16 protein-coding genes and 2 pseudogenes are annotated in these 16,295 nt (G+C 40.4%); 9 read left to right on the forward strand and 9 right to left on the reverse strand.

The window, feature by feature from the left end:
- Positions 1–1,107: 1,107 nt before the first annotated feature.
- From nifB to nifU, 4 genes are all read left to right on the forward strand, one after another.
- A complete protein-coding gene (nifB, locus tag UYC_RS0131575; protein WP_016872373.1) occupies positions 1,108–2,559 on the forward strand; it encodes a nitrogenase cofactor biosynthesis protein NifB in 1,452 nt (483 codons plus the stop codon).
- A 153-nt stretch (positions 2,560–2,712) separates the two neighbouring features.
- The gene (locus UYC_RS0131580) at positions 2,713–3,054 is read left to right on the forward strand and encodes a DUF362 domain-containing protein (RefSeq protein ID WP_016872372.1); all 342 of its coding nucleotides are present in this window, start codon (positions 2,713–2,715) and stop codon (positions 3,052–3,054) included.
- A 152-nt stretch (positions 3,055–3,206) separates the two neighbouring features.
- Positions 3,207–4,421 (forward strand): cysteine desulfurase NifS, encoded by a 1,215-nt coding sequence (nifS, locus tag UYC_RS0131585; protein ID WP_016872371.1) that lies wholly within the window; start codon positions 3,207–3,209, stop codon positions 4,419–4,421.
- Positions 4,422–4,575: 154 nt separating this feature from the next.
- The gene (nifU, locus tag UYC_RS0131590; RefSeq protein WP_016872370.1) at positions 4,576–5,460 is read left to right on the forward strand and encodes a Fe-S cluster assembly protein NifU; all 885 of its coding nucleotides are present in this window, start codon (positions 4,576–4,578) and stop codon (positions 5,458–5,460) included.
- A gap of 21 nt (positions 5,461–5,481) precedes the next feature.
- On the opposite strand, the gene UYC_RS0131595 is transcribed toward nifU, so the two are convergent.
- Positions 5,482–5,670 carry a hypothetical protein gene (locus tag UYC_RS0131595; RefSeq protein ID WP_016872369.1) on the reverse strand — a complete coding sequence of 63 codons (189 nt, stop codon included), beginning with the start codon at positions 5,668–5,670 and terminating at the stop codon, positions 5,482–5,484.
- On the opposite strand from UYC_RS0131595, the gene nifH reads away from it, so the two are divergent.
- Positions 5,666–6,556 carry a nitrogenase iron protein gene (gene nifH / locus UYC_RS0131600; protein ID WP_200862408.1) on the forward strand — a complete coding sequence of 297 codons (891 nt, stop codon included), beginning with the start codon at positions 5,666–5,668 and terminating at the stop codon, positions 6,554–6,556. The genes UYC_RS0131595 and nifH overlap by 5 nt on opposite strands.
- A gap of 163 nt (positions 6,557–6,719) precedes the next feature.
- Positions 6,720–8,162: a nitrogenase molybdenum-iron protein alpha chain gene (gene nifD, locus UYC_RS0131605; protein ID WP_016872367.1), complete on the forward strand. Its 1,443-nt coding sequence runs from the start codon at positions 6,720–6,722 to the stop codon at positions 8,160–8,162.
- Between the two features lie 275 nt (positions 8,163–8,437).
- On the opposite strand, the gene UYC_RS0131610 is transcribed toward nifD, so the two are convergent.
- From UYC_RS0131610 to UYC_RS0131625, 4 genes are all read right to left on the reverse strand, one after another.
- Positions 8,438–8,857, reverse strand: coding sequence for a hypothetical protein (locus UYC_RS0131610; RefSeq protein ID WP_016872366.1), 420 nt, complete (start codon positions 8,855–8,857; stop codon positions 8,438–8,440).
- A gap of 280 nt (positions 8,858–9,137) precedes the next feature.
- A complete protein-coding gene (locus UYC_RS40090) occupies positions 9,138–9,260 on the reverse strand; it encodes a PIN domain-containing protein (protein WP_016879798.1) in 123 nt (40 codons plus the stop codon).
- An 18-nt stretch (positions 9,261–9,278) separates the two neighbouring features.
- The gene (locus UYC_RS0131620; protein WP_020372336.1) at positions 9,279–10,184 is read right to left on the reverse strand and encodes a pPIWI_RE_Z domain-containing protein; all 906 of its coding nucleotides are present in this window, start codon (positions 10,182–10,184) and stop codon (positions 9,279–9,281) included.
- Positions 10,181–10,672: a restriction endonuclease-related protein gene (locus tag UYC_RS0131625; RefSeq protein ID WP_235082848.1), complete on the reverse strand. Its 492-nt coding sequence runs from the start codon at positions 10,670–10,672 to the stop codon at positions 10,181–10,183. Before UYC_RS0131625 ends, UYC_RS0131620 begins: the two co-directional genes overlap by 4 nt.
- A 5-nt stretch (positions 10,673–10,677) precedes the next feature.
- Between UYC_RS0131625 and UYC_RS0131630 the strand changes: the two are divergent.
- Positions 10,678–11,241: pseudogene (locus UYC_RS0131630) on the forward strand (hypothetical protein); the annotation flags it as partial.
- A gap of 30 nt (positions 11,242–11,271) precedes the next feature.
- Here the strand turns inward: UYC_RS0131630 and UYC_RS0131635 are convergent.
- Entirely contained in the window at positions 11,272–12,153 is an 882-nt protein-coding gene (locus tag UYC_RS0131635) for a DUF5677 domain-containing protein (RefSeq protein ID WP_016872363.1), read from the reverse strand.
- 405 nt (positions 12,154–12,558) lie between these two features.
- On the opposite strand from UYC_RS0131635, the gene UYC_RS40095 reads away from it, so the two are divergent.
- Positions 12,559–12,681, forward strand: coding sequence for a hypothetical protein (locus UYC_RS40095; protein ID WP_268743973.1), 123 nt, complete (start codon positions 12,559–12,561; stop codon positions 12,679–12,681).
- Here UYC_RS40095 and UYC_RS0131645 read toward each other — a convergent pair.
- The 3 genes from UYC_RS0131645 to UYC_RS0131660 all read right to left on the reverse strand — a co-directional run bounded on the left by UYC_RS0131645 (position 12,673) and on the right by UYC_RS0131660 (position 15,852).
- Positions 12,673–13,236 carry a Uma2 family endonuclease gene (locus UYC_RS0131645; protein WP_016872361.1) on the reverse strand — a complete coding sequence of 188 codons (564 nt, stop codon included), beginning with the start codon at positions 13,234–13,236 and terminating at the stop codon, positions 12,673–12,675. The two genes, UYC_RS40095 and UYC_RS0131645, sit on opposite strands and share 9 nt — an antisense overlap.
- A gap of 587 nt (positions 13,237–13,823) precedes the next feature.
- On the reverse strand, positions 13,824–14,120 hold the full coding sequence (locus UYC_RS0131655) for a hypothetical protein (RefSeq protein ID WP_016872359.1): 297 nt from the start codon (positions 14,118–14,120) through the stop codon (positions 13,824–13,826).
- A 313-nt stretch (positions 14,121–14,433) separates the two neighbouring features.
- Positions 14,434–15,852 carry a site-specific integrase gene (locus tag UYC_RS0131660; RefSeq protein ID WP_016872358.1) on the reverse strand — a complete coding sequence of 473 codons (1,419 nt, stop codon included), beginning with the start codon at positions 15,850–15,852 and terminating at the stop codon, positions 14,434–14,436.
- Between the two features lie 110 nt (positions 15,853–15,962).
- Between UYC_RS0131660 and UYC_RS40480 the strand changes: the two are divergent.
- Positions 15,963–16,109: pseudogene (locus UYC_RS40480) on the forward strand (nitrogenase molybdenum-iron protein subunit alpha); the annotation flags it as partial.
- Positions 16,110–16,295 lie beyond the last annotated feature (186 nt).

Genomic DNA, 16,295 nt, shown 5'->3' on the forward strand with positions numbered 1-16,295 from the left:
ACTATGCATAAATATTTAGCCATTTTGCAACACGACTGAAATCGCTGTATTCCTTAATTTTTCCCTGTTTCCCGTTAAGAGTTCTCCTCTTGCCTAAATAGATAATTTATTTTGCACGACTACTTATGCGATCGCTCAACCTTTTTTAGATTATTCTATAAATAGTTGGTATTTAGTTGGTATGAACGAATGGGATGGAGTATGAGAGAGTGGGGGAGTAAAGCAGAAGGGCTTCAGGGGAGAATTCTTCTCCTTGTCCCCGTGTCCCACCTTCCTCTTCAAGTGTCCCCAGTCCCTCATCCCTAGATTTTGCAACAAATTCTCATTTTCTGTCTGTAAAGGTTGCTTGAAGTGCTTTAAATAAAGGCTTCTCTCATTCCAAGTTCTATTTAACTCTCCAAAAATTAAAAAAAATTAAATTGCATTTTCTATCAAAAAAAAAGTGATATGTTGGATACAGAATTGAATTTCGCAATTTTCTGGGGTAGAGTCCGTAACCTACTCCAGATTTCCAAAAGTAAAAAGCGCTCCAAAATTATTAATCTAGGCGGTTTGAGAGGGGTCTTTGAGTACAACGCTTTGCAAGCTAAAAAAAATGTAAATTGATTTAAAAGCCTTACCAGAACTGGCTTGAATCTGAGTACAAAAACACTTGCCCCCTTCTCCATAAATACTTGTACTTCTACCCCAAAATACTAGTGCCCCTACCCAAAAAAAAATTTCCAATTCTTTTAATCCTTTAGGAATCTGGATTTCATATTTTGAGTACAAACTTAATAAATCTAATAAATCTTATCCTGGTTGCACGTTAAGGTTTATTTCCTACGACTGATATAAAACATATATCGCCAATCACTTGACGCACCAATCAAGGAGCGATGAGTGAGTGGAGGGATGAGATAGCACCATGCCCCTGTGAAATCGGAGTCGCGGCTGTAGGCGTTGTCTTCCACCCACATCTTGTGCAGACACACACCAGCCGAGAAAACTTGGGTTTATAGCCTACCCCGAACCCCGGTAGGCAGCGCTCAAAACAGACGCGGCTTCCATTCCTAGCTCATTAAACAGTAGTATTCCCATCACCGACCCCTTGCAAAGCGAAATTCAATGACACCACCTTCTACAGGAATTGTCAACTCCCCAGTTACGGAAATCAGATCTGAAGTAAAATCTAAAGGTTGCGGCCCATGCAGCAGTGGTTCCACCGTGGAAGTGGACGAAAGACTACAAGAACGTATAGCCAAGCATCCCTGCTATAGTGAAGAAGCCCATCATCATTATGCGAGGATGCACGTTGCGGTAGCTCCTGCCTGCAACATTCAATGTAACTACTGCAATCGCAAATATGACTGTGCCAACGAAAGTCGTCCAGGGGTAGTTAGCGAGTTGCTAACACCGGAAGAAGCCGCACACAAAGTACTAGTGATTGCAGGCAAAATTCCCCAAATGACAGTTTTGGGGATAGCAGGGCCAGGCGATCCATTAGCAAATCCAGAAAAGACTTTTCGTACCTTTGAGTTGATTGCAGACAAAGCACCTGACATTAAGCTTTGTTTATCAACCAACGGTTTAATGCTTCCCGAATATATCGATCGCATTAAACAACTAAATATAGATCACGTCACCATCACTATTAACATGGTTGACCCGGAAATCGGGGCAATGATCTATCCTTGGGTTCACTACAAGCGCAAGCGTTACAGAGGCATTGAAGGAGTAAAAATTCTGCACGAAAAGCAGATGGAAGGATTGCAAGCCCTTCAAGAAGCCGATATTTTGTGCAAAGTGAACTCCGTGATGATTCCGGGGATTAACGACCAACACCTCGCAGAAGTGAACAAGGTAATTCGCTCCAAAGGCGCATTTTTGCACAACATCATGCCGCTGATTTCTGCTCCAGAACACGGTACCCACTTCGGACTTACTGGTCAGCGCGGGCCTACCCCCAGAGAACTGAAAGCAGTACAAGACAAATGCTCTGGTAACATGAAGATGATGCGCCACTGTCGTCAGTGTCGTGCCGATGCGGTAGGATTATTGGGAGAAGACCGCAGCCAAGAATTTACTAAAGATAAATTCTTGGAAATGGCTCCAGAGTATGACTTGCAAAAGCGTCAAGAAGTTCACGCAGGTATTGAGAAATTTAGAGAAGAACTCAAAGCAGCCAAAGAGTCTGTAGAGACAAGCCATAGCGTGTCTGTACAAAACAACGTGAAAATTATGGTTGCAGTAGCTACAAAAGGCGGCGGATTAGTAAATCAGCACTTCGGTCATGCCAAAGAATTCCAGGTATACGAAGTGGATGGCAAACAAGTGCAGTATGTTGGTCATCGCAGAATAGACCACTATTGCCAAGGTGGCTATGGAGAGACAGCTACTCTTGAAAACATCATCGAAGCGATCGCCGATTGCAAAGCCGTATTAGTTGCCAAGATTGGCGAATGCCCCAAGGAAAAATTGCACGCTGCTGGCATACAAACAGTGGAAACCTACGATGCGATAGAAAAAGTCGCTCTGGAATATTACCAGCAATACGTGCAGGAAGTAGTTAGTTGTTAGTAGTTATTAGTTAGTAGTTATTAGATAGTTGTTGGTAATTAGTCAAATTTCCACTAACCACTATCCACTAACTACTATCATTACCAAATAATTATCTAGCACTCATTACCCAATACCCTATCCTCAATTTGCTCTCTTTTATGGAGGATCATCATGGTTTACCAAATAACCAGCGAGTGCATTTCCTGTAAGCTTTGTCAGTCTGTATGTCCAACCGGCGCAATCAAAATGGTTGACAATCGTCTTTGGATTGACCCCGATCTTTGTACAAACTGCGTTGATAGCATCTATACCGTGCCTCAGTGTAAAGCTAGTTGTCCAACAGGTAATGGCTGCGTTAAAGTCACAACTGATTACTGGGAAAACTGGTTCAACACTTATAATCGCCTAGTCGCAAAATTAAATAAAAAACCAGATTATTGGGAGAATTGGTATAAACTATATTCCCAAAAATTTTCCGAACAATTACAAAAGCATCAGCAACAAATGGCGTAAATGTAGGGGCTAGGGACTAGGGACTAGGGGCTAGGAAATACTTATGAATTGTTCCCTCACTCTCCCCTTCCCTATTCTTCTTCGCCTTGATCGCACTGTTAGCTAAAAGAAAAATCTAAAGTTTTTGGCTCTTGTTATAGAGAATTGGAGCAATGCAAAAGAATTGTATTTATCTCGACAATAATGCCACCACTAAAGTAGATCCAGAAGTTGTAGAGGCAATGCTGCCATACTTGACGGATTATTATGGCAATCCTTCTAGTATGCACAGCTTTGGTGGACAAGTTGGCAAAGTAGTCAACCAAGCAAGAGAACAAGTAGCAGCCCTACTTGGTGCCGACGAATCAGAAGTGATTTTTACAAGTGGTGGTACGGAGGGAGATAACGCCGCGATTCGAGCCGCACTGTTGGCACAACCGCAAAAGCGACACATCATCACCACTCAAGTCGAACACCCTGCGGTACTGACTTTATGCAAGCAACTGGAAAATCAAGGTTACACCGTTACTTATTTATCGGTAAATAGTCAGGGACAGTTGGATCTCAATGAACTTGAAGCATCGCTGACTGGTAACACCGCCCTGGTGTCGATTATGTATGCGAACAACGAAACTGGTGTGGTATTCCCAATTGAACAAATTGGGATGCGAGTGAAAGAGCATGGTGCTCTCTTCCACGTCGATGCGGTGCAAGCAGTCGGTAAAATACCGATGAATATGAAGGCTAGCACCATTGATATGTTAACCATGTCCGGTCATAAAATTCATGCACCTAAAGGCATTGGTGCCTTATATGTGCGACGTGGTGTTAGATTCCGTCCCCTGCTCATCGGTGGCGGACAAGAACGCGGACGCCGTTCGGGAACACCAAATGTACCGGGAATTGTCGGTTTAGGTAAAGCAGCAGAATTAGAATTGCTACATATAGAAGAAGCAACTGCTAGAGAAAAGAAACTGCGCGATCGCCTAGAGCAAACTATCATCGCCACAATTCCCGACTGTGAAGTTAACGGTCATTCTACGCAGAGATTGCCCAACACCACCAATATCGGTTTCAAGTATATCGAAGGTGAAGCAATTCTCCTCCACCTGAACAAACACGGCATCTGTGCTTCGTCTGGTTCTGCTTGTAGCTCTGGCTCTCTAGAACCTTCCCACGTGCTGCGGTCAATGGGTATACCTTACACAATTTTGCACGGCTCGATTCGCTTCAGCCTTTCTCGCTACACTACAAACGCTGAAATAGATACTGTGCTGGAGGTAATGCCCGGTATTGTCGAGCATCTGCGTGCCCTCTCACCCTTTAAGAGTGATGAAGCTGCTTGGCTGCAAGAGCAAGAGCAAGCAGTAATAGGGGCTAGGGGCTAGGGACTAGGGGTTAGAAAGAGGAGGGGGAGACAAGGGGAATGTAAATGAAAATTTCTCCCAATCCCCCGATACCCGATCCCCAATACCCAATACCCAATCCAAAATCCAAAACTTGTACTGAGCTTGTCGAAGTATCTAAAATCCAAAATAGGCTATGTGGGACTACACAGATAAGGTATTGGACTTGTTCTACAATCCCAAACATCAGGGAGTAATAGAAGACAAGGATGAACCAGGAGTTAAAGTTGCTGTTGGTGACGTAGGTAGCATTGCTTGCGGAGATGCTCTCAGACTGCACCTCAAAGTTGAGCAAGACACCGAAACAATCCTCGACGCTCGCTTTCAAACCTTTGGTTGTACCAGTGCGATCGCTTCTTCTGAAGCTCTAATCGAGCTAATTCAGGGTAAAACCTTAGATGAAGCTCTAAAAGTTACTAATAAAGATATTGCCAGCCATCTTGGCGGACTGCCAGAAGCAAAGATGCACTGCTCGGTAATGGGACAAGAAGCGCTCTTATCAGCTATTTATAATTACCGGGGTATCAAGCGAGAAGCTCATGACGATGATGACGAAGGAGCGCTAGTTTGCACCTGCTTTGGCATCAGCGAGTCAAAAATCCGGCGCGTAATTATTGAAAATAACCTTACTACTGCCGAAGATGTAACAAACTACGTCAAAGCAGGTGGCGGATGCGGTTCTTGTTTGGCAAATATCGATGATATTATTGCATCCGTGCAACAACAAGCAGTTACCCCTGTCAGTGCTTCCCCCAATACCAATGGGCAGACATCAGTAAACAAATTGACATCAGTGCAAAAAATTGCTCTTATTCAAAGAGTACTAGATGAAGAAGTCAGACCCGTTTTGATTGCCGACGGGGGAGATGTAGAACTGTACGACGTAGAAGGCGATCGCGTCAAGGTTATTCTCCAAGGTGCTTGTGGTTCTTGTTCAAGCAGCACCGCCACACTCAAGATTGCGATCGAATCCAGATTGCGCGATCGCGTCAGCCAAGACATTGTCGTTGAAGCGGTTTAGTTAATAGTTACTAGTCATTGGTTATTGGTCATTAGCAAATAACAAAGGACAAATATGCTGAACATTCCAACTATTTTTGTGGTAGAGCGATCGCCACCATAACCACTGGCGACGTTCTATCAAGCGGTCACTGCTGACCCAATCAACGTGAACCTCTAAAACAAATTCTCGATTACCCACTAAACCAATAGCAGGAGAAAAATTAATCATGACTGAGAATATCAGACAGATCGCATTCTACGGTAAAGGCGGTATCGGTAAATCTACCACCTCCCAAAATACCCTAGCTGCGATGGCAGAAATGGGTCAGCGCATTATGATCGTAGGTTGTGACCCCAAAGCTGACTCTACCCGTTTGATGCTGCACAGCAAAGCTCAAACCACCGTGTTACACCTCGCCGCAGAGCGCGGCGCAGTAGAAGACTTAGAACTAGAAGAAGTAATGCTCACCGGTTTCCGTGGCGTGAAATGCGTGGAGTCTGGTGGCCCTGAGCCTGGTGTAGGTTGCGCTGGTCGTGGTATCATCACCGCTATCAACTTCTTGGAAGAAAACGGTGCTTACCAAGACTTAGACTTCGTATCCTACGACGTATTGGGTGACGTTGTCTGCGGTGGTTTCGCTATGCCTATCCGTGAAGGTAAAGCACAAGAAATCTACATCGTTACCTCCGGTGAAATGATGGCGATGTACGCTGCTAACAACATCGCTCGCGGTATTCTCAAGTATGCTCACTCTGGTGGTGTGCGCTTGGGTGGTTTGATTTGTAACAGCCGTAAAGTTGACCGTGAAGCCGAATTGATCGAAAACCTGGCTGAAAGACTCAACACCCAGATGATTCACTTCGTACCTCGTGACAACATCGTTCAACACGCAGAATTGCGTCGTATGACCGTTAACGAGTACGCACCCGACAGCAACCAATCTCAAGAATACCGCGCACTAGCTAAGAAGATCATCAACAACGATAAACTCACCATTCCCACACCAATGGAAATGGACGACCTAGAAGCATTGTTGATTGAGTACGGTATCCTCGACGACGATACCAAGCACGCAGAAATCATCGGTAAGCCTGCTGAAGCTACCAGCAAATAACTGATGCCGTAATCAGGAGATAAGGAAAGTGTGAAGTGTGAAGTATGAAGTATGAAATTCTCCCTTCATTTCAGCCTTCAGCCTTCAACCTTCATCCTTCTCCTCCCCCTCCTCTTCTCTATCCTTCTATTTCCCGATCCGTTAAGAGTAATCGAGGCAGACTATGACACCTCCAGAAAACAAGAATATTGTAGAAGAACACAAAGAACTAATTAAAGAAGTTCTCCAAGCCTATCCCGAAAAATCTCGCAAAAAGCGCGAAAAACACCTCAACGTCCACGAAGAAGGTAAGGCTGATTGCGGCGTTAAGTCTAACATCAAATCTGTTCCTGGTGTAATGACCGCTCGTGGTTGTGCCTACGCAGGTTCTAAGGGTGTGGTTTGGGGCCCGATTAAGGACATGATCCACATCAGCCACGGGCCTGTTGGTTGTGGTTACTGGTCTTGGTCTGGTCGTCGTAACTACTACGTTGGTGTAACTGGTGTCGATTCCTTCGGTACTATGCACTTCACCTCCGACTTCCAAGAGCGGGATATCGTCTTTGGTGGTGACAAAAAACTCACCAAACTCATCGAAGAAATTGAAGAACTCTTCCCCCTCAACCGTGGTATCTCAATTCAATCTGAATGTCCCATTGGTTTAATCGGGGATGACATCGAAGCTGTTGCGAAGAAGAGTGCCAAACAGATTGGTAAACCCGTAGTACCTCTGCGTTGTGAAGGTTTCCGTGGCGTTTCCCAGTCTCTTGGTCACCACATCGCTAACGACGCTATCCGTGACTGGATCTTCCCCCAATTTGACAAAGCTAAGAAAGAAAACAAAATTGACTTCGAGCCAGGCCCTTATGATGTAGCACTGATCGGTGACTACAACATCGGTGGTGACGCTTGGGCAAGCCGGATGTTGTTAGAAGAAATGGGCTTGCGTGTTGTTGCCCAGTGGTCTGGTGATGGTACTCTTAACGAGTTGATCCAAGGGCCAGCAGCTAAGTTAGTTCTCATCCACTGCTACCGCTCGATGAACTACATCTGCCGTAGCTTGGAAGAAGCCTATGGTATGCCTTGGATGGAATTCAACTTCTTTGGCCCGACCAAGATTGCTGCATCTCTGCGTGAGATTGCTGCTAAATTTGACTCCAAGATCCAAGAAAATGCCGAGAAGGTGATCGCTAAGTACACATCGGCAATGAATGCGATCGTCGAGAAGTATCGTCCTCGCCTTGAAGGCAATACAGTTATGCTGTATGTTGGCGGTCTGCGTCCTCGTCACGTTGTTCCCGCTTTTGAAGACCTGGGGATCAAAGTTATTGGTACTGGCTACGAATTCGCTCACAACGACGACTATAAGCGCACAACCCACTACATCGACAACGCCACTATCATCTACGACGACGTTACCGCATACGAATTTGAAGAGTTCGTGAAAGCGAAGAAACCCGATTTGATCGCCTCTGGTATCAAAGAGAAGTACGTGTTCCAGAAGATGGGCTTGCCCTTCCGTCAAATGCACTCTTGGGATTACTCCGGACTTGGCGATAGTGTGCAGATGTCCAGTAGGATAAGGTTTTTTAGCAGTGGGAGAAAAATGAGTCTACTTTTAGCCTAAATACAGGTTGTAGGGTTATTTAGGAACAATATATTTTTTATCTTTAAGAGAATATAACTCTTATCTGGTCTGGTTTTTGGGATTTGGTTAAATTTTAGTGAAATTAAAATTGTTAATTAAAAAACTATTTTAAATGACGTTTTTTAGATTAAATGGGGCGATCGCATAAATTCCAAAAAAACAATTATTTAGGTTATTTGAAATAAATGTACGTTGTTATATTACTGGAGAGATACGATAGATAAGCTCGCCTCCCAAGATGAAGTTAAAAAAATTTAGTAACGTGGATCGTAGTCATCCCTCCAATCTCCGCCCAGATACAGGCCACCATACTCTAATGAGTTGCCATGATCAGTTAATGAAGATATATCATTAGAGTACTTAAATCCAAGCTTTTCCCGCCATGCTTGAAGTACTTCATATTCCATATTGCCATCGAAGTATAAAATCCTAGCTGCTTCAAGAAAAGAATCCACAAGTTGTTTATGAGTCGCTAATAATCTTTCATCTGGTTGGTTTAACAAGTGAAGAATAGTGTCTGGAACTTGTATCAGTTTGTTAAACTGTGACTGATTTAACTTAAAGACTTGGCTATTGACCTCTACATCATATTCATTATTGGAATTAGCAATTAATTTTCCTATTACACCTGTCCTTGGAGATGCGAAATGATTGCCAACTGTAGCTGAGTTCATAGTATTTGCTTAAAAATAGAGCATGGTAAGTTTAATTGCGCTAAAAAGTGAATATCTGCCAAATATTCATTAATACTAGATGCTGTTTGCTTTTGCAGTTCTAAAACTTTTTAAGTTTCAGTGTAGTTCAGCAAATGTATGCTTATGAAGAGAATACCCAGAAACTGCTGCTGTACAATCACCAAATTATACTGAAACTTTCTAGATAACCTTATCAATTGTTCATGTGATGGAATAAAATTACCACTGTAGGCGATCGCACTTAGCACTCAAAAACTAATTAAACTGCCCAATCCTCAATTAACAATCCCTGTGCTTTGCTGAAATCTTGATGATTGCGTGTTAATAAAATTAATTTACGGGATAGAGCGATCGCAATTAAATAAAGCTTGGCTTCAAGCAATACCCTCTAAATGTAGATTTAGCGATGGCTAAGTTTTTTACCGTGTCTGCAACAGCAAGTAGATGAAGGCGATCGCTTAAAGAAAACTATTCTCTCTAACCAAATTGCCGCGACCGCAAAGCCAGTTGATTTTCCGGCTGCACAAGGGCCTAGTAAATGTTCTTTGCCATTCAAACGCAGTTCGTTTGCTTTTTTGAGTCCTGATTTTGTGACCTTATGCAGACCATTCAGTGCATCCTGTACGCGATGTACCCAATTGCCGCCAATTTTTTGATCCAATTCTTCTGCAATGCTAATTAAATCATTAAAAGGGATGGCGATCGCTCTAGCAGAAATTCTCTGCCGTAATGTCAGATCAATGTTGTGTAATGAACGCAACCCACATTCTGCTAATTGTTCATTAATTCGGACTGAGCGTGGTTTATTATTGCTGTCAATAATGATATAGTCGCCTGCGGGTGCAGGTCTATACTCAGTGCGTCTTTTGAGCGGAGCGGGATTTTGGAGAAAATTTCCATAGGCATTAAATCTATCAGGCGCACATGAAACACCCCTATGAATTGGTCTATCTTGTTGATCAAGGTCGTATCCACGTACTCTATAAAAAGCTGGAGCGTTTAGATATTTGTCTAAAAAATCTTGCCATACTGCCTGACTGCGAATATGCCGAAGATATCCCCGCAATCGGCTAATCAGTTTTTTCTTTGGCTGTAGGGAGTTGACAGGGATTCCTTGAAGCAAGTATCCAAAATCCTTTGCAGATATGCCTGGAAATTTTGTTTCAATAGCATAAAGAGCTAATTCGATACGTACAAAATCCGCAAACCTCAACCAAACATCTTGCGGCTGATCTCGCTGAAGTTGCTGCCATGTCTCCTTAAATTGGTCTTGATAAAGTTGTGAGTACCACCCTGAATCCTTCATTTAGCAATGTCTCCTTTGATACGAGTTAGCAACTCTGTTGCCCATAAAACTGGCACATTAGGCTTTAGGTTGACTTGCAACACATGACGGTAGTGTTGAGAATCTCGCCAAGGTGGTAAAACAAAATAGGCTTCATCCCAAGCTGGTTCAGACGGAATAGTATCGGTATTTAATCTGCGTGCCAGTTGTTTTGCACTACGAGCATCTTTTACATCTATCGCTAAAACTTTACCTGCAACTTCAATGCGCAAATCATAAGCATCATCACCAGGCCGCAACTGGGGCTGCAATCCCAACTTTATCAATTCATCAAACAGCCACAGTTCCGCCAGCCCCGGTCGCACAATATACATTGCTGCACCGTGATTAACTCGATAAATCTCTTTAGCATTTTCTGGTGGTGTCCAAGGACTACACATAGAACGACCACATTTTTCCGGCTCATATTGACGACCACACTTTTTACATAAATTAAGACTATGAGCCACAGGGCAAATTTCATAAAACTTTTCTAGATGAAGAAAATGATTTATTTGCAAATATTGAACCTGTACCTATAAGTGATAAACTAACAACTACTTTAGAAGAAACAACAGAGTTAGCATTGGCAATTAACACAGAAAAAGCTCGCTCTGAAATGATTATTACGCCTATATTGCAGGAGGTAAGGCGTAAGGCTAATTATCAAATTAGTTTATTTTATGGTATGGATTTTAATGTTGATGCTGAGAGAGGATTGAATGGTTATTGTGATTTTGTAATCAGTCGTTCTAAAGAACAGTTAACCATTAATGCGCCTGTCATGATTATTGTTGAAGCTAAAAATGAAAATATTAAAGGTGGCTTAGGTCAATATATGGCAGCTATGTTGGCAGCGCAAATATTTCATGAACAAGAAGAAAATGAAATTAAAACTATTTATGGTGCGGTTACTACTGGAGATATTTGGAAATTTTTGAAGTTGGAAGGTACTTATTTATTTATTGATTTAAATAATTATTACATCAAAGAATTAAATAAGATTATAGGGATTTTATATCAAGGAATCCAAGGTTGAAATCAAGCGATCACCTGTATAATTCCTTAATTATATACTTATCTGCTTTCTTTGAGGATAAGGTTTTAAATAAGTATACCTACGCTTACTTAAATGTTCCGCTAGTTCAACTAGCCTACTTTGTACGTTATTAGGAAATGAGTCAAATGGATTTGGACATTCTACTAAAGCAAGAAACTGCTCACAAAGTTTTATACTTTGCCGACATTGATACTTAATTTCTTTTGCCTCCACTAATTTTTCAAATGTTAATGCTTCGCTAAGAATCAGTGTACTTATATAAACTGCAAAAAATGTAGATTGTAAAGTATTCGAGGCTTGCCAGTATGAGTAATAAATATCATCTTTACGATAGCTACCAGAGGCAATCATATTGGGATGAGTATGCTCACTCAAAAATGGGAATATAACTGTATGTACTTCTTTATCAAACTTATAATTACTTCCGTTCACTAAAGTTGACATACCTATACCATAATTTGATATCTCACCAGTTTCAGAATTTATGACTTGGTTAGACATCTTATTTCTTTTTTTAGAAACAGGATGTTTAAATCGTCCTGTATAAAGACCAATCTTTTTTTGTACAAAGTCATCTATCCTTTCAGGATTTTTAAGCACATATACAATGTGTAAATAGCTTTCATAAACGCTGCGTAAAAGAATCATCGCATCTTCAGGCAATCTATTATCAAGTAGTAATGAGACAGCCATCAATGATTTACACGCCTTTGTAAAACAGTAGAAAACGTAATCATGTACAACTATCTCTTGCGAAAAATCATTTTCAACGATCGCATCTACTGTACCATATTCAAATACTATTTCTTGAAAGAGACAAATTTGCAAACTAAGTCGTCGTTTAAAGGCTGTTAATAATCTAGTCAAAGCTTGTTGTTCTTGTTCAGTCATTATATTTTTTTACGATTATGGAATTTCATCCAAAATTCATTGCAATAAGATGAATATAATCGCTAATAGCTGGATTAATCCTAAGAGGATTAATTTTTTGATGACGAATACTTGCACCACCTATTGAAAGCCGACGTGAAAGATAATAAAGATAGATTGTGTCTGAGAAAAGAATCGATTTCAGTTTCACTAGCATTTTTACAAATTAGAAAATCAGCTTTGCTAGATCGTCTTCTGTAAAGTTATGGGGATCAACTTTGTATTCCTTTGGTGGATAATCACCTTCAAGAGCATTAGCGAAGCGCATAATATCTGAAATAGTTGATTATTTCAGTATTAGTACATTTGTATTTAATTGAATTAATCGCTAAACTGTTTTTTATAAGTGTTCATAATTTTATATAATTGTATACTACAGTTTATATTGCGTTACGCTCCTTACTAGAGCGATCGCCTCTGGAAGGACTTTTTTTACTCCAGCAACTTTATCTTTGTTCTATTAAGGCGATCGCATTGCTTTTACTCTAATAACCAAGCAAAGACAGACTCCACACTCAAATTTAAATTATTAGCAAATGATAGAACTGGAAGTTTTTGCTGTGGTTGGTCAAAAACTTCTGGTTGCTGCTTTGGTAGATAGACAAAAATTGTTTGTTCATCTGGGTCAATTAACCAGCCCATTTGAGTACCATGATTCAAACAATGAAGAATATTTTTCGTCACTTTTGTCTGACTTTGTTCAGGAGATAAAATTTCAATTGTCCAGTCTGGAGCTACCAGAAAAGTGTTGGAAACTTCTCCGTTTTCGTCACGTGCTATTCTTTCCCATGTAAACACAGACACATCTGGAACTATTGAGCGTCCACCAAATGTACAACGCAATTCTGAAAATGCCCGTGCAATCCGTTGAGGTTTAAGAATTACGTTGACGGTAGTAGAAAACTCAGTTTGAATTGCGCTATGCTTCCCTTTTGGCATTGGTTTTTGAATAATTTTACCGTCAATATATTCGCTAGCAGGTTTAGTTTCTGGTAGTTTTAGAAACTCTTCCAACGTTATGGGTTTAGATGGAGTTTGTACCATTAGGACTTCCTCATTAAAGGGAGTTAGATTGGCTTTGTGCCCATTCTATATTGATAGTAATAGTATTGATAATTATATCAAATTGTCGCGCTAATACTTTCACTGCGCGATCGCCTCGTAATTGCTGCTATAATTTCCACACCAGTTATTGCAGCAATAAATACCTCATTTTTGAGAGTCGGATCAAATAAACCCAAGATCCAAGCTGATCCAGTTTCACTGATATAACGCTGGGAGCATCCCAGTTTTTTGCAAAGAGGGCGAAAATCAGTCAGGATAAGTAAGACGAGTGTATTTACTTACCGATGACTCCAGAACAAAAGCAAGCTCTTCAAGAACATATTCAGGCGATCGCTTTTTTTCAACCTCATCATTCTCTACTTAATATCAAATCTTGATCAATTTCACCAATATAATCTAGCCAATCAGAGTTTAAACATATTTCACTCTAATTACCTATATTATATTTTTAGCTTTTCAGGGCAAACATTCATGTTTACCATTATTAGGTTTTTAGTTTTAATACAGGTTGATTAAATGGTTTAGGATTTTTGTTTTGTTTGTATTGTTGTGTAAATTCTATGAAATCATTTTCCAGTAGTAACATAATACATATAACAAACTGGATTTTCTTCCATATACAAACTTAAAGAATAAATATGTTTTTTTAATTCTATCAAGTCTTTAATTTCCTGACCTGTAGCTCTAGATGGCTTATCTTTGAAAAAGTCTCTTACCCCATGAATAAACTTACTTATATGTCCCAAATCAAATTTGCTAGATGTTTTTGTCTGTATAAAAACAAATTTTGTATCTAATCTGTTTAATACTTTTTTTAAATCATTTATTTCTTCAGTAGAAGAAGCTAAATTATCATTAACCATGATAGCTAGACCATCGATACTGTTATCCCCTCCGCCACCAATGCTTATATCCTCGCAGTGGCTTCTGCTTTTGTTTTAGCATCCATATTTTGTTCAATTATTATCTATTTTAAACAATGATATTTAGCATTACTACAAAATTAACACCGTAAATTTACTTAATTTGCGGTGAGTTTACTGAATTGAGAATTTGGATACACGCATTTTTTCTATAAGCTAGGCTCTTGAATCTTATCTAGCTTCTCAAAAGATAGATTTGATTTTCTATAATAAAAAATACTCGTAACCATCTATTAATTACGCATTATAATTATTAACTATGCTTATAAAGTAACTCCATTTTTAACTTTTCAATCTCTAATTTCAATTTTTCATTCTCCATCCTCAACCTAGCATTCTCCTCTCTAATCACCTCAATTTCATTCCTCTTAGTTAAAGCCTGATTAATCGCTAACTTCCGCATATCCAAAGAGAACCAACGCTGATAAGTTTGCGTGTGAACTTGTACACTATGCCCTAAATTATCAGCCGCCGCTTTAATTGGTATTCCTAAAATATGGGCTCGAATTGCCCAGGCGTGACGTAAATCATAAGGTTTAAAATCTAATCCAATTTTACGGAACCACCAACTAACTCGTTGTGTTAATGCTGTTATGTCTGCATGATTACTTTTATCTTTTTTACTAATTGCTGTTGCCAACATTTCTAAATATTTAGGGTTTCTTAAATCAAACTCATCAATCCATTCTTTATGTAACGGTAATGCTTGTCTTTCCCCGGTTTTACAATCTTTATGTACCTTCCATGTCAAGTCTGCATTCTCTGGACTTAACCACCAATCAATGTCAGGATTAATAAAAATTTCCCTTGGACGTAAACCAAAAACTGCTAACATTCCATACGTCCAGCGCCAAAGCTGCCAGCTATCTTTCACATCTTGATTGACTTGACTGCCTCTGGTATTGAGATATTCTTCAAATTTGTTAATTCCTGATAATATTTCTGCATCTGTCGGGATGTTGCGAGAATTACGATCAGGCATTCTAGAATATTTAGACAAATCAATTGCTATATTGAATGTCTGGCAAAATGCAGATATGGCTCTGGCTGCATTATATCTAGCCCATTCTTTATCAATTCGTTCAATGGAACTGATCAAATTTTCCGCAGTTGCTAAATCTTGAGGATTAGTATATCGCTGGGTACGAGAAAAATAATAGAAAAAAGTATGTTCACTTTTAGTCGTACGTTTATGGGTTTTAAAATACTCTTCTGCAAATGTTTCTAATAACTCACCTATTGTTTTTAAATCTTTTTTAATTGCTTCCTTCGCTAAATATTTATCGTTCCATTCAAAGGTTTTACGAGCAATTAACTTACCTAATTCGTAAGCTTCCTCCTCTGCTGTCTTGAGTCCATCTAGATTAGCAGGAATATTCAAACTGAGATTGTATTGCTTCCTCCCAGTTCGTCTTGTGTCCTTATCTCCCGGTTTAATTGGTAACGTCGCCCGTAATTGCAGACTTCCGTTCGATTCCCTAATTGTTACTTTTGTCTTTGCAGACTTCAAACGCAGATTTACCTTCTCTAATTCTTGCAGTACTTTTGCTCTCATATGCTCCCTTTGTTGCTTTGCTTGCAGACTTGAGCCAAGAAAACTGCCGTCGGTAGATGACAGTAGCTCTAAGTCTGCAAAGGCTTGCTGATACTTGTCTTTATCCTGATTTTGCATCGCTGTGGTATTAGCCTATATTTAGCCTAAAAATTTATTTGTCATCAGCAAACAATGTTTATGATTAACACTGCTTACTACAAACATTAAGCTCTTGAAAGCCATTAAACCACAAAAAGGATTACTCCGGCCCTTACCACGGTTATGACGGCTTCGCCATCTTCGCTCGCGACATGGATTTGGCTCTCAACAGCCCCACTTGGAGCTTAGTTGGCGCTCCTTGGAAAAAGTCCGTAGCTAAGGCTAACGCTGCCTAATTCAAAGGGAAATAGATGGATAGCCTGGGGTTTATACCCCAGCTACAAAGGGAAGAATGATGAATGCTGAATGCTGGATGGAATAATTTGTTTCATTCATTATTCATCATTCACCACTCGTAACTCCCTGCGGGATTCAACCCCTCGGCTATCCCTACACCGCTTACCCACCATCACCCATTCAGC

The sequence above is a fragment of the Chlorogloeopsis fritschii PCC 6912 genome (assembly GCF_000317285.1).
Lineage (GTDB): Bacteria > Cyanobacteriota > Cyanobacteriia > Cyanobacteriales > Nostocaceae > Chlorogloeopsis > Chlorogloeopsis fritschii.